Source organism: Brevundimonas sp. BR2-1 (genome assembly GCF_037626195.1).
In the GTDB taxonomy this organism is placed as follows: Bacteria; Pseudomonadota; Alphaproteobacteria; order Caulobacterales; family Caulobacteraceae; genus Brevundimonas.
In genome coordinates, this window is the sequence record NZ_JARKMV010000002.1 from 600,751 (window position 1) to 612,937 (window position 12,187).

Sequence of the window (12,187 nt, forward strand, 5' to 3'; positions counted from 1 at the left end):
GGGCGCGCGGAGATGGTTTTTGACAGCGGCGTCAGGGGGTGGCAAGGGAGCCGCCCCATTTCCCCACTCCCGCCAAAGGTCTTTAACCGTGGCCAAACCCGAACTGGGCCAGAAGCAGGTCTGCCCGAACTGCCAGGCCAAATTCTATGACCTGGGCCGCCGCCCGGCTCATTGCCCCAAATGCGCGACCGATTTCGATCCGGAAGAGGCGCTGAAGCTGCGCAATCGCCGCGGCCGTCCGGCCGGCTATCCCGCCGACGACGAGGCCGAGGATCAGGTCAAGGACAAGAAGGCCGACGGCGACGAGGACGAGGAAGAAGAAGCCGTCGCGACGCCCGAGATCGACGAGGAAGGCCACGAGCCGATCCTGACCCCGGACGACGATGACGATGAGACGCCTGTCGATCCCACCGAGGAACCCGGCATGGGCGAAGCAGTCGAGGATGATGATGTCCTCGCTGACGATGACGACGACTCGGTCCCGTTCATCGAGGACGAGGACGACGACGCGTTCGAGGATGAGATCAAGGCGCCCAAGGACGACGAATAGGCTTTTTCGGACCTCCGCCGGACAGTTTTTCAAAGGTCCGGCGGAGACGAAAATAAATGGTTGAACCGGGCTTGATCGCAATCAGACCCTGACATAGGTTCCGCCGCCTCGCAGCAGGGCCTCCCGAGACCCGCCGCGATCCGACCGATAAGGTTCGGGGCTTTAGCTCAGCTGGTAGAGCGCTTGCATGGCATGCAAGAGGTCAGCGGTTCGACTCCGCTAAGCTCCACCATCGAAGGCCCCGCGGGAAACCGCGGGGCCTTCGTCCCATCCGGGGTCTTGTTGATCTCCGCGCCTTTCGGCCCCATCTGGATATCCTGGCCGACGCCTCGCCGATGACGGGGGGCGCAGACGGCGGGACAGCCTGCTTCGGGGGCAATGAGACCATGACGACGCGAACCATATTGTTCGACAGCCCCTTCCTGCTGGGCTTCGACCACACCCGGGCGATGATCGACCGCGCTGCGCGGGCCGCCGCCGACAGCTATCCCCCCTACAACGTCGAGCAGCGCGGCGAACACGCCGTGCGGATCACCCTGGCCGTCGCCGGCTTCGGGCCCGAGGACCTGGCCGTCACGCTCGAAGGCCGTCAGCTGACCATCGCAGGCAAGCGCGAACCCGCGGACAAGACCGACCAGGCCTTCCTGCACCGCGGCATCGCCGGCCGCGGCTTCGTCCGCAGCTTCGTCCTGGCCGACGGGCTGGAAATAGAGGAGGCGCGGCTGGAGCACGGCCTGCTGCATGTCGACATGAGCCGGCCCGAGGACCTGCCCGCGATCAGGCGCATCCCCATCACGACAGGCTGAAAGCCTGCGTTTTCCGGCCGCCGCTTTCGGGGCCGGACCCTTAGCGCCCTGTGGGCGTTAGTTCAGTGCAAGGAGGCGGTCGCAATGACGCCGATAGTAATGACCAACGAAGATTTCAGGGGCCTGGGTTCGCCCGACCTCGTTTATGTGCGCGAAATTCCGGCGGCCGACGTGCTCGCTGACGTCATCCCGCACGAGGCCGGAAATCTGAAGATCGACCCGCAGGCGACCCTGTTCGCGGTTCATGCCGCGGACGGCGAGCGGCTGGCCGTCATGGTCGATCGCGAAACCGCCTTCGCCGCCGCCGTGGCCCACGAACTGGAGCCTGTGTCGGTCCACTGAGCCGGTCAGGCGCGCGCCGCGCGCGCCGTCAGCGTACTGGAAGCTTTCTCAGGCCGCCGTGGCGGGGGCCTGGTCCCTGACGAACAGGGCGCGAATCGCGTCGGTCGTGCGGGCCTGCCGCAGCTGCTCGCGCATTTCCGGCGATCTGAGGGCGCGCGACACCGCCGCCAGCGCGCGCAGATGCTCGGCGCCGTCGCGCGGCGGGGCGAACAGGGCGAACAGCAGATCCACCGGACGATCGTCGACCGCGCCATAGGCGACGGGCGTATCCAGACGCACGAAGACCGCCGTCACCCGCTCGACGCCCTCCAGCCGGGCGTGCGGCACGGCCACGCCCGAACCGAGCCCGGTCGAGCCCAGAGCCTCGCGCTCGAGCAACGCTTCCATCACGCGACTTTCCGGCATTCCGAGGGCCTGGGCGGCGGCCTCGGCCACCGTATGCAAGGCCTGACGCTTCGACGACGCGCCGCTGCGCAGGACGACGCCGCCGTCCGCCAGCAAATCACCGATGTCCATGAGGAGTTCCCGACTCTGCCCATACATCCCGAACGGGCGGGGGCCGTTTAAACCACCCGCCTCCATTGGGGAAGACTATACGCTCTTACCGTTTACCGAACCGTGTCCGTTGATCGATTTTGCAGTTCGCTCAGGGTCGATCCAGCCCACGTTTCCGTCAGGCCGGCGATAGACCACCGAGATGCCGCCATGGGCCGCATTGCGGAACAGCACGACCGGATAGCCCGTCATGTCCAGCTCCAGCACCGCGCGTCCGACGGTGATGGTCCGGATCTCCGCCTCGGTCTCGGCGATGACCATTCCCACGGGGGGCGGCTCGCCCGGCGCGCCCGCATCGCCGAACTCCTCGTCCTCGACCTCGTCGGGGCTGCGCAGAACGATGCTGCGCGCCACGTCGCGGGCCGCATTCTCGGTTTTTTCGGGCGAAAGGCCCCGCGGGCCGGCGTGGTGGTTCTTCAGCCGGCGTTTGTAGCGGCGGACGCGCTTCTCGAGCTTCTCGAGCGAATCCGAGAACGCCCCATGGGCGTCGCCGCCCAATCCGCTGGTGACGATCGCTTCTCCGGACGCCAGACGGACCCAACAGTCCACCTTGAAGCCGTGGCCGTCCTTGGACACCACGACCTCGGCGTCCTGGGCGCCGCGTTCGAAATATTTGCCGATCCCGTCTTCGAGTTCCTGGGAGATGCGCGAGCCTAACGCGTCGCCGACATCCACGTGCTTGCCGCTGACTTGGATTTGCATGTCGATAGAACGCGACCGAACGGGAATGGTGTCAACGCCGATCACCGAAATGTGGTGGCGAGAGGAGCTTGGACGATGAAAGGCGCGAAGAATTCGAAGATTTCAGCGCCGGGGAATTCGGCGACGGATTTCGACGACTAACCCGGGATTTGGACGGCGGGCGCGTGAGACACGAGAGACGGCGGGGCCGTCAGCCCGTTCGCAGCATCCGCTTGCGCTCGACCGACGACGGGATGCGCAGCGCCTCGCGGTATTTCGCCACAGTGCGGCGGGCGATGTCGATGCCGGTCTCCTTGAGTATCTCCACGATCCGGTCGTCGGACAGGACGTCGCCGTCGCGGCCCTCACCGTCGATCATGGCCCTGATCCGATGGCGCACAGCCTCGGCCGAATGGGTCGCCCCGCCGTCCGAGGACTGGATGGCCGCCGTGAAGAAGAATTTCAGCTCGAACACGCCGCGCGGCGTCGAAACGTATTTGTTCGAGGTGACCCGGCTGACCGTGGACTCGTGCATGCCGATGGCGTCGGCCACCGTCTTCAGGTTCAGCGGCCGCAGGAATTCGACGCCGAAGGCGAGGAAGGCGTCCTGCTGGCGCACGATCTCGGACGAGACCTTCAGGATCGTCTTCGCGCGCTGATCCAGCGACTTGACCAACCAGCTGGCCTGGGCCGCGCATTCGGCCACGAAGGTCTTTTCCACGTCCGAGCGCGAGCCCGCCGCGACGACGCCATGATAGCGTTTGTCCATGATCAGCCGCGGCAGGGTGTCCGAGTTCAGCTCGACCTTCCAGCCGCCGGCCGGGTCGGCCCGCACATGCACGTCGGGAATCACCGTCTGGGCCGGCTCGGCGCCGAAGCCCGCGCCGGGCCGGGGCGTCAGCGCCTTCAGCTCGGCGATCATCTCGGCCATGTCTTCGGAATCGACGTCGCAGGCCTTCTTCAGCGCCGTCAGGTCGCGTTTGGCCAGCAGGTCCAGATTGTCGAGGAGGCAGGCCATGGCCGGGTCGAACCGGTTGCGTTCGATCAGCTGCAGCTTCAGGCATTCCGGCACCGAACGGGCCATGACGCCCGTCGGCTCGAAGCCGTGACAGACCGTCAGCACCGCCTCGACCCGCTCCAGCGAAACGCCCAGCCGGTCCGCCACCTCGTTCAGATCGCCGCGCAGATAGCCGCCCTCGTCGACCCCGTCGATCAGGGTCAGGGCGATGGCGTGGTCGGAGGCCGAGAAGCCCGCCTGTGAGGCCTGGCCCTGCAGATGCTCCCACAGGGTCGCCTCGCGGCTGTCCGGCTGTTCGCGCCCCTCGCCGTCCGGCAGACCGCCGCCCGATCCGGCCCGGGACCAGTCGTTCAGCCCGACCTGGGCCTCGCCGGTCCCGACGTCCTCCATCCGGTCCGAGGTGCGCTCGCCGGGGCTGGCGTCGCCATAGACGTCGTCGGAGCGCGCATCCAGCGACCGGTCGGCGTCCGCGACCCGGCCGTCGTCAAAACTCATTTCCGCGGAGTCATGGGCCTCGACCGCTGCCGGGGCCTCGCCCTCGCCGCGTTCGGCGGGCTCGGCGTCCTCGCGCTGCAGCAGCGGATTGCGCTCCAGCTCCGCCTCGACGAAGGCGTCCAGCTCGAGGTTCGACAGTTGCAGCAGCTTGATCGCCTGCTGCAGCTGGGGCGTGATGACCAGCCCCTGGCCCTGCCTGATCTCCAGCCTCTGCCCGAGCACTTTTTCCCCCTGCCGGGCGAGTGGCCCGAAACTTGCTGCGGCGACTGTGTCGCCGAACCGGTTAACGGGGTTCTAAACGGGCGCCGGCGGGCGCGACCTTTACTCGGCGCCATGGATCGGGAACGCTGGGGCCTCGCCCAGCCCGAGGTTTCCATGCGCCTGTTTCTCGCCGCCCTGCTGCTCTTGGCCGCCCCGGCCGCCCCGGCCGCTCACGCAGAGCCCACCGGGGCTGAGCGGGCGATGATGCAGACCGTGACGCAGGAGCATGACCGCCACATCGCCCTGCTGGAGCGGATGGTGAACCAGAACAGCGGTTCGCTGAACCTCGCCGGCGTGCGCGCCGTGGGCGACATGGCCCGGGCCGAGCTGGAGCCGCTGGGCTTCGAGGTCCGCTGGGTCGACATGACCGAAACCGGCCGGGCCGGCCATCTGGTCGCCACCCACGCGGGCCGGGGCCGCAACATCCTGCTGATCGGCCATCTGGACACGGTGTTCGAACCGGAGAGCCCGTTCCAGCGCTTCGAGCGAACGGGCAGCCGCGCCACAGGCCCGGGGATCGGCGACGACAAGGGCGGGGTGGTGGTCATCATCGCCGCCCTGCGCGCCATGCAGGCGGCCGGCACTCTGAAGGATGCAAGCATCACCGTCGTGCTGACCGGGGATGAGGAGCGGATCGGGGCCCCGGCCGCCATCGCCCGCCGCGATCTGGTCGAGGCCGGAAGGGTCGCCGCGTTCGCCCTGGAATTCGAGAACCTGGCCGTCGAGGACGAACAGGACTTCGGCACCATCGCGCGCCGCAGCTCCAACAACTGGACCCTGAGGACGAGCGGCCGCACCGGCCATTCCAGCGGCGTGTTCAACGACACGCTGGGCTATGGCGCCATCTACGAGATGGCGCGCATCCTCGACGGCTTTCGCCGCGAACTGCCCGAGCCGAACCTGACCTACAATGTCGGTGTGATCGCCGGTGGCACGCCCGCCGCCATCGACGCCGAGGGCTTCAGCGTCACGGCCTCTGGCAAGACAAACATCGTCGCCTCGACGGCCATCGCCCGCGGCGACCTGCGCACCCTGACCGCCGAACAGGACGCCCGCATCCGGGCCGGCATGCAGACCATCGTCGACGCCCATCTGCCCCGCACCGAGGCCGAACTGGTCTTCGGCGAGGGCGGCTATCCGCCCATGGCGCCCACAGAAGGCAACCGCGCCCTTCTGGCCCGGCTGAACGCCGTCAACCGCGACCTCGGCCTGCCCGAAATGGCCGAATACGACCCCGCCCGGCGCGGCGCCGCCGACAGCGGTTTCGTGGCCGCCGACGTGGATACGCTGGGCGGTCTGGGCGTCGCGGGCGGGAATGCTCACGCCGACGGCGAATGGATCGATCTGGACAGTCTGGTGCGCCAGTCGCAGCGGGCGGCGGTGCTGATCAGCCGGCTGAGCCTCGGCGGGGACTGAACCTCAGCCGTACATGTCGCCCAGATAGACCCGGCGCACTTCCGGATCGCGGATCACGTCCTCGGCCTTGCCCTCGAACAGCACCGAACCGCCCGAGATGATCGAGGCGTGGTCGATGATTTCCAGCGTCTCGCGGACATTGTGGTCGGTGATCAGCACGCCGATGCCCTCGCCCGCCAGATAGCGGATCACCTGCCGGATGTCGGCGATGGCCAGGGGATCGATGCCGGCGAAAGGCTCGTCCAGCAGCATGAAGCTGGGCTTGCCGGCCAGCGCCCGCGCGATCTCGCAACGGCGCCGCTCGCCGCCCGACAGGCCCGAGGCGGGGGCGTGGCGCAGATGATCGATGCGCAGCTCTTCCAGCAGGCGGCGGGTTTCCTCGGCGATGGCGGCCGCGCCGGTGTGGTGCAGTTCGACCACCGCCTTGACGTTCTGCTCGACCGTCATGCCGCGGAAGATCGAGGCCTCCTGGGCCAGATAGCCCAGACCCATGCGGGCGCGCTGGTACATTGGCTGGGCCGTGATGTCCTCGCCGTCCAGCCAGATGGTCCCGTGGTCCGGCGGGATCAGGCCGGTGATCATGTAGAAACAGGTTGTCTTGCCCGCGCCGTTGGGGCCCAGCAGGCCGGCGACCTGGCCCCGCTGGACGTGCAGGGAGACGTCGCGCACCACCTGCCGCTGGCCGAAGGATTTGGCGATGTTCTCGACCCTCAGGCCGGTGGCGCGCGCGGGCGCCGATACCGCCGGCTCGGCCGGGGCCTCGTTCACATTGAGGGCTGAGAGTTCCTTGCGGGCCAAATCCGGGGCTCAGTTCCCGCTGTTCTGGGGATAGAAGACCCCCCGGATGCGGCCGCCCTGTCCGCCCGCCTCGATCCGGGCCGTCCGGGTGCGGACGTTGTAGGTCAGGCGCGAGCCGGTCAGCACGTTCTGGCCCTGGGTCAGGATGACGTCGCCAGTCACCACGATCATGTCGTCGGCGGTCGTATAGACGGCGCTGTCGCCGCGGATCGTCTGCTCGGGCGTGACGAAATAGACGTTGCCCGCCGCCTCGATACGGCTTTCCCCCGTCTGGCTCAGGCCCGAGACCCTGTCGGCGCGCAGGCGGTTCTGGCCCTGGATCAGTTCGGCCCGGCCGCGCAGGGTGACGGTGTTGCCGACGTATTCGCCGGAATCCGCACCGAACGAGATCGGCGCGTCGCTGCTGTTGACGGGGCTCTGCGCCTCGCCCGCGACGGGGATCGCGACCATGGCCAGCGCGACGGCGGCGGCGCTCAAAACTCTGCTCATGCTCATCTGCTGGACCCTCCGGCGTTGATGGTGCCGCGTATCTTGTTATCACCCGCGCCGCTGAACACGACCCGTTGTCCCTGTTCATAGATCGCATAGGACGAAGCGGAGATGGTTCCAAGGGGGCCGGACCCCTGAACCCCCTTCGAGCCCGTCACCACGCCGGTCGCCGTGTTCACCACCGCCTCGGGCGTAACGAGGACGAACCCGGACCCGCCGTCGGATATCCGCACATTGGGGCCGATGGTGACCGACTTCGCGGCTTCATTGTAGGTTCCGCCGTCGGCCGTCAGGGTGGTGACCTTGCGGCCGCCCAGATTCAGCTTCAGCGCCGGTCCGATCAGCCGGAACTGGCCGGTCTCGGGGTCGCGTATGGCGCTTTTGGCCCCGATCATGAAACTGCGACCCTCGGCGTCCTGGCCGTGGAACATGGCGCTGTCCAGACGGACCTCGCGGCTGGTTCCGGCCTTGCGCTCGACATCCGACATCACACTGCGCAGCACGATCCAGCTGACGGTGCCGCCGGCCAGGACGATGATCGCCACCGGCAGGATGCGGCGCAGCAGCTGGACCCGCCGCGATCGGGTGCGGAACGCCTGCGCCGTGGCGGCGACGCGCGCCTCGTCGGCCTGGTCCCGGATGTCGGCGGGATCGGTCATCAGCTGTGCGCGAAGATGTCCGTTTCGTCCCATCCCGCCAGATCCAGCGCAGAGCGGCTGGGCAGGAAGTCGAAACATTGGCGGGCCAGTTCGGTGCGGCCCTCGCGGGCCAGCATCTCGTCCAGCCTCGCCTTGGCTGCGTGCAGATACAGGACGTCGGACGCGGCGTACTCCAGCTGGGCGGGCGACAGCTCGGCGGCGCCCCAGTCGCTGGATTGCTGCGCCTTGGACAGGTCGATCCCGACCAGTTCCCGGACCACGTCCTTCAGGCCGTGGCGATCGGTGTAGGTGCGGGCCAGGCGCGAGGCGATCTTGGTGCAATAGACCGGCCGCGTCTCGACCCCGAGATGCAACTGGAACATGCCGATGTCGAAGCGGCCGAAGTGGAACAGTTTCAGCACCGCCGGATCGGTCAGCAGCCGCTTCAGGTTCGGGCAGTCATAGCCGGGGCGGTCCATGCGCACGACATGGGCGTCGCCGTCGCCGGCCGACAGCTGGACCACGCACAGGGGGTCGCGGCGGAAACGCAGGCCCATGGTCTCGGAGTCGATCGCGACCTCAGGCCCCAGATCCAGGCCGTTCGGCAGGTCGCCTTCATGGAAATGGACGGTCATTGAGGGTCAGACGCTCGTTCGAAAGAAATATCCGCCCTCAAGTAGCTGAGCGCCGCGCGCGAAGCGATAGGGCGAAAAACATGCGCTCCAAATGCAAACGGCGCCGCATCGATGATGCAGCGCCGTTCAAAAGTGGTGCCCAGGAGAGGACTCGAACCTCCACGACCTTTCGATCACTGGCACCTGAAGCCAGCGCGTCTACCAATTCCGCCACCTGGGCCCAGACGTTTTCGCACCTGCGTGCGTTTCCGTCCGGAAGGCGCGGACCCTTAAGGCAGGCCCCCCAGCGGGTCAACAGGCTTTTATCGGCTTTGCGTTGCGACGCCCGCGGCCATCGTCTAATCCGGCCCCGGCGCAGGGTCTGCCCCGCGCCCGCCGCCGCCTGTTGGAGTCCCTGTGATGAGCGAAGTCGCCCCCGGCCTGGTCACCGTTTTCGGCGGTTCGGGTTTCGTCGGCAGCCAGCTGGTGCGCGCCTTCGCCCGCCGGGGCTGGCGCGTGCGCGTGGCCTGCCGCCGCCCCGACCGCGCCTGGAAGCTGCAGACCTCGGGCTCTGTCGGCCAGATCCAGGCCGTGCGCTGCGATGCGACCAATCCGGACGAGGTCGCCAGCGCGCTGCAGGGCGCCGACGCCGCCGTCAATCTGATCGGCATCCTGTACGAGGCGGGCCGCCGCAGCTTCCACGCCGTGCATGTCGAGGCTTCGCGCAACATCGCGGAGGCCGTCGCGGCCGCCGGCATCGACCGGCTGGTGCAGATTTCGGCCATCGGCGCCGATCCCGAAAGCGACTCGGACTACGCCCTGTCCAAGGCCGCGGCCGAGATGGCGGTGCGCGAGGTCAAGCCGGACGCGGTGGTGATCCGGCCCTCGATCGTCTTCGGCGCCGGAGACGACTTCCTGAACCGGTTCGCGCAGATGGCCCAGTTCTCGCCCTTCCTGCCGCTGATCGGCGGCGGCAAGACCCGGTTCCAGCCCGTCTATGTCGGCGACGTGGCCGAGGCCATCGCCCGCGCCACGGTCCTGCCCGAGGCGGCGGGCCGCACCTTCGAACTGGGCGGACCGGCGGTCATGACGTTCGAGGACGTCCTGAAGCTGATCCTGCGCGAGACCTACCGTTCGAACGGCCTGGTCCCCCTGCCCTTCTTCGCCGCCCGCGCCATCGGTTCGCTGGCCCAGCTGACGGCCATGGTCGGCATTGCGCCGGTGCTGACCCGCGATCAGGTCGTTCTGCTGGAGAAGGACAATGTCGTCGCCGACGGCGCCGAGGGTCTGGCCGAACTGGGCATTCAGCCGACCGGTGTCGAGGCGATCGCCCCCTCCTACCTGTGGCGCTACCGCCGCGGCGGGCAGTTCGCGGAAGCTGCGGCGGCCTGAGCCGGTCCTAGAGTCCGCCGGTCAGCGCAAGTCCCGCTATCCCGGCCACGCCGACCGCGATCCGCCACCAAGCGAACGGCGCGAAGCCGTGGCGGCTCACGAAGTCGAGCAACAGCCGAACCACGGCCAGCGCCGTCAGGAAGGCCGTGACGAAGCCGATGACGATCAGGCCGGCGTCGCTGAAGTCCAGCCGGTCCCAGCTCTTGAGCAGGTCATAGGCGACCGCGCTGCCCATCGTGGGCAGGGCGAGAAAGAAGCTGAACTCGGCCGCGGACCGCTTGTCCGTGCCCAGCAGCAGACCGCCCGCGATGGTCGCGCCTGAACGGGAAACGCCCGGTATCATCGCCAGGCACTGGAACAGGCCGATCAGGAAATAGACCCGCAGGGGGTAGCGATCGGCCTCGAGGAAGGTCGGAACCTTCTTCATCCGGTCGAGCCACAGCAACAGCAGGCCGCCGACGATGAGGGCGATGCAGATCACCAGCGGCGTTTCGAAGAGCACCGTCTTGATGAAGTCGTACGCCAGGAACCCGATCACGACGGCCGGGGCGAAGGCGACCAGCAGGCCGATCAGGAAGCGGCGGGCCTCGGGGTCGAACGGCCAGCGCGTCGCCAGCGTCCACAGCCGTTTGAAATAGACGCTGACGATGGCCAGCAGGGCGCCCAGCTGGATCACGATCTCGAAGGTCTTGCCGTTGCTCTCGAAGCCGAGGAAATGGCCCAGCAGAAGCATGTGGCCCGTCGACGACACCGGAATGAACTCGGTCAGTCCCTCGACCAGACCGAGGATGATCGCCGCCAGCCAGTCCGCCATATACGCCCCGTCAAACAGATCGGGTCGTCAGTGCGCGCCCGGTTCGGGTCCCACATAGCGCAGACGCGACCGGATAGGCGAGCCGTTCGTCGCCTGGTCCAGCGCATGACCGAGCAAGCCCGTCAGCCGGCCCAGCAGGAACAGGTCCGCGGCTCCATCGCGCGGAAGCTCCAGCCGCCGGGCGATCACCGCAAGCGCAAGCGGGAAATTCGCCTTGCGGCCCGTCGCCGCCTCGCCTTCCTGCACCGCCCGCGCCAGATCGGCCGGCAGGTCGGCGGCGGCCAGAAGGGCGGCGGCGCGGGGATCGCCCGCTGGATAGTCTTCCGGAGCATCGAAACCGACCAGACGGCCCATCTCGTGGGCCCGGCGCGCGGCGTCCGCCGCCTGGCGCCGCACGGCGACGATCCAGTCGGAGGCGCGGGTCAGCTCGGCCATCATCGGCGATCCGGCCATGGTCAGCAGGCCGGCGAAGGCCGCCGCCGCCGGGGCCGCCCCGCCGCCGGCCGCGGCGCGCGTCGCCACCACCGCCGGATTGATCTCGTGATCCGCCGACAGCACCAGGGCGCGGCGGATCAGATGGGCGTCCCGCTCGGGCGTCTTCCAGCTGCGCGCCAGCCGCTGATGCAGGAACAGGCGCGGGCCAGAGCCCACCGCGGCGTCCACCGCCTCGTCCAGCACCCGGGCGCATTCCAGCCGAAGCTCTTCGACGGAGCGCGTTTTCGGATCTGCATCCTCTTCGGCGCGGCGAGCCAGGGCGGCGAACAGGCGCGCACGGATCGAGCCCCCGGGAACCGCCCCGATGCGCGGCCTGACCTCGGCGAAGGGATTGGTCGCCCGCGCGTCCCACAGTCGCCGGGCCACATCCTCCAGCGTCGCGGTTTCGGACAGCTGGACCGCATCCAGGCCGCGATAGAACAGCCGGCCGCCGGCGATCGCCGTCAGGGACGAACAGACGTCCGCCTCGCCGCGCGCCGCGCCGCCCGGCGTGCGTCTATAGACGGCGGAATCCTCGGCCTCGACGGCCTCGCCGCTGAGGCGGGCGATGTCATGGGCGGCGTACAGGCTGCGCCGCGAGTCGTCAGGATCCGGCCGGGCCGCGATCCGGCCGCGGCTCACATAGGCGTAAAGGGTCTGCGACTTGACCCCCAATCGGGCCAGCGCCTCGCCTCGCCCGATCCAGTGGGCTGTATCCGCCATCTGCACGCGAGCCTCCGAACGTTTCGGCCTCGGGGAACCATCGGACATCAAGGATGAGGTGGTTTCGTGACGATGAAGCTAACGCCCGCGACAGTTGCGCGGTCTTGGCATGACGGCCCCT

Annotated in this window: 14 protein-coding genes and 2 tRNA genes; 6 read left to right on the plus strand and 10 right to left on the minus strand. The window is 68.4% G+C overall.

Translation table 11 applies throughout. The features are described 5' to 3' along the window. Window positions 1-88 precede the first annotated feature (88 nt). The 4 genes from BrevBR_RS12570 (at window position 89) to BrevBR_RS12585 (ending at window position 1,698) form a co-directional block, all read left to right on the plus strand. Window positions 89-550, plus strand: coding sequence for a TIGR02300 family protein (locus BrevBR_RS12570; protein WP_332639476.1), 462 nt, complete (start codon window positions 89-91; stop codon window positions 548-550). A 156-nt stretch (window positions 551-706) separates the two neighbouring features. Next, window positions 707-782, plus strand: a tRNA-Ala gene (locus BrevBR_RS12575). A gap of 154 nt (window positions 783-936) precedes the next feature. Then, window positions 937-1,356, plus strand: a complete 420-nt coding sequence (locus tag BrevBR_RS12580; RefSeq protein WP_340001165.1) for an Hsp20 family protein — start codon at window positions 937-939, stop codon at window positions 1,354-1,356. Window positions 1,357-1,440: 84 nt separating this feature from the next. Next, entirely contained in the window at window positions 1,441-1,698 is a 258-nt protein-coding gene (locus tag BrevBR_RS12585) for a DUF1150 family protein (RefSeq protein WP_332639478.1), read from the plus strand. A 48-nt stretch (window positions 1,699-1,746) separates the two neighbouring features. Here the strand turns inward: BrevBR_RS12585 and ptsN are convergent, their stop codons facing one another. The 3 genes from ptsN to rpoN form a co-directional block, all read right to left on the minus strand. Then, window positions 1,747-2,214: a PTS IIA-like nitrogen regulatory protein PtsN gene (gene ptsN / locus BrevBR_RS12590; RefSeq protein WP_340001166.1), complete on the minus strand. Its 468-nt coding sequence runs from the start codon at window positions 2,212-2,214 to the stop codon at window positions 1,747-1,749. A 75-nt stretch (window positions 2,215-2,289) separates the two neighbouring features. Next, the gene (gene hpf, locus BrevBR_RS12595; protein WP_332639480.1) at window positions 2,290-2,955 is read right to left on the minus strand and encodes a ribosome hibernation-promoting factor, HPF/YfiA family; all 666 of its coding nucleotides are present in this window, start codon (window positions 2,953-2,955) and stop codon (window positions 2,290-2,292) included. Between the two features lie 190 nt (window positions 2,956-3,145). After that, entirely contained in the window at window positions 3,146-4,669 is a 1,524-nt protein-coding gene (rpoN, locus tag BrevBR_RS12600; protein ID WP_340001167.1) for an RNA polymerase factor sigma-54, read from the minus strand. A 153-nt stretch (window positions 4,670-4,822) separates the two neighbouring features. Between rpoN and BrevBR_RS12605 the strand changes: the two genes are divergently transcribed. Next, complete coding sequence (locus BrevBR_RS12605; RefSeq protein ID WP_340001168.1) at window positions 4,823-6,124, plus strand: M20/M25/M40 family metallo-hydrolase; 1,302 nt, start codon at window positions 4,823-4,825, stop codon at window positions 6,122-6,124. 3 nt (window positions 6,125-6,127) lie between these two features. Here the strand turns inward: BrevBR_RS12605 and lptB are convergent, their stop codons facing one another. The 5 genes from lptB to BrevBR_RS12630 form a co-directional block, all read right to left on the minus strand. Then, window positions 6,128-6,892: an LPS export ABC transporter ATP-binding protein gene (gene lptB / locus BrevBR_RS12610; protein WP_332639511.1), complete on the minus strand. Its 765-nt coding sequence runs from the start codon at window positions 6,890-6,892 to the stop codon at window positions 6,128-6,130. 39 nt (window positions 6,893-6,931) lie between these two features. Continuing rightward, window positions 6,932-7,411: an LptA/OstA family protein gene (locus tag BrevBR_RS12615; RefSeq protein ID WP_340001169.1), complete on the minus strand. Its 480-nt coding sequence runs from the start codon at window positions 7,409-7,411 to the stop codon at window positions 6,932-6,934. Between the two features lie 2 nt (window positions 7,412-7,413). Continuing rightward, the gene (lptC, locus tag BrevBR_RS12620) at window positions 7,414-8,070 is read right to left on the minus strand and encodes an LPS export ABC transporter periplasmic protein LptC (protein WP_332639484.1); all 657 of its coding nucleotides are present in this window, start codon (window positions 8,068-8,070) and stop codon (window positions 7,414-7,416) included. Next, window positions 8,070-8,684, minus strand: a complete 615-nt coding sequence (locus tag BrevBR_RS12625; protein ID WP_332639485.1) for a ribonuclease D — start codon at window positions 8,682-8,684, stop codon at window positions 8,070-8,072. Before BrevBR_RS12625 ends, lptC begins: the two co-directional genes overlap by 1 nt. A gap of 133 nt (window positions 8,685-8,817) precedes the next feature. Then, window positions 8,818-8,904 (minus strand) — tRNA-Leu (locus BrevBR_RS12630). A gap of 179 nt (window positions 8,905-9,083) precedes the next feature. Between BrevBR_RS12630 and BrevBR_RS12635 the strand changes: the two genes are divergently transcribed. Further along, the gene (locus BrevBR_RS12635; RefSeq protein ID WP_340001171.1) at window positions 9,084-10,055 is read left to right on the plus strand and encodes a complex I NDUFA9 subunit family protein; all 972 of its coding nucleotides are present in this window, start codon (window positions 9,084-9,086) and stop codon (window positions 10,053-10,055) included. A 7-nt stretch (window positions 10,056-10,062) separates the two neighbouring features. On the opposite strand, the gene BrevBR_RS12640 is transcribed toward BrevBR_RS12635, so the two are convergent. Both BrevBR_RS12640 and BrevBR_RS12645 read right to left on the minus strand, forming a co-directional pair. Continuing rightward, on the minus strand, window positions 10,063-10,869 hold the full coding sequence (locus BrevBR_RS12640) for an undecaprenyl-diphosphate phosphatase (protein ID WP_340001172.1): 807 nt from the start codon (window positions 10,867-10,869) through the stop codon (window positions 10,063-10,065). A 27-nt stretch (window positions 10,870-10,896) separates the two neighbouring features. Further along, window positions 10,897-12,066: a citrate/2-methylcitrate synthase gene (locus tag BrevBR_RS12645; RefSeq protein ID WP_340001173.1), complete on the minus strand. Its 1,170-nt coding sequence runs from the start codon at window positions 12,064-12,066 to the stop codon at window positions 10,897-10,899. Window positions 12,067-12,187 lie beyond the last annotated feature (121 nt).

Coding starts and splice junctions, on each gene's coding strand:
- BrevBR_RS12580 (WP_340001165.1), top strand. CDS start 937: ATGACGACGCGAACCATATTGTTCGACAGCCCCTTCCTGCTGGGCTTC.
- BrevBR_RS12585 (WP_332639478.1), top strand. CDS start 1,441: ATGACGCCGATAGTAATGACCAACGAAGATTTCAGGGGCCTGGGTTCG.
- BrevBR_RS12645 (WP_340001173.1), bottom strand. CDS start 12,066: ATGGCGGATACAGCCCACTGGATCGGGCGAGGCGAGGCGCTGGCCCGA.
- ptsN (WP_340001166.1), bottom strand. CDS start 2,214: ATGGACATCGGTGATTTGCTGGCGGACGGCGGCGTCGTCCTGCGCAGC.
- BrevBR_RS12635 (WP_340001171.1), top strand. CDS start 9,084: ATGAGCGAAGTCGCCCCCGGCCTGGTCACCGTTTTCGGCGGTTCGGGT.
- BrevBR_RS12640 (WP_340001172.1), bottom strand. CDS start 10,869: ATGGCGGACTGGCTGGCGGCGATCATCCTCGGTCTGGTCGAGGGACTG.
- BrevBR_RS12615 (WP_340001169.1), bottom strand. CDS start 7,411: ATGAGCAGAGTTTTGAGCGCCGCCGCCGTCGCGCTGGCCATGGTCGCG.
- lptC (WP_332639484.1), bottom strand. CDS start 8,070: ATGACCGATCCCGCCGACATCCGGGACCAGGCCGACGAGGCGCGCGTC.
- hpf (WP_332639480.1), bottom strand. CDS start 2,955: ATGCAAATCCAAGTCAGCGGCAAGCACGTGGATGTCGGCGACGCGTTA.
- BrevBR_RS12625 (WP_332639485.1), bottom strand. CDS start 8,684: ATGACCGTCCATTTCCATGAAGGCGACCTGCCGAACGGCCTGGATCTG.
- BrevBR_RS12605 (WP_340001168.1), top strand. CDS start 4,823: ATGCGCCTGTTTCTCGCCGCCCTGCTGCTCTTGGCCGCCCCGGCCGCC.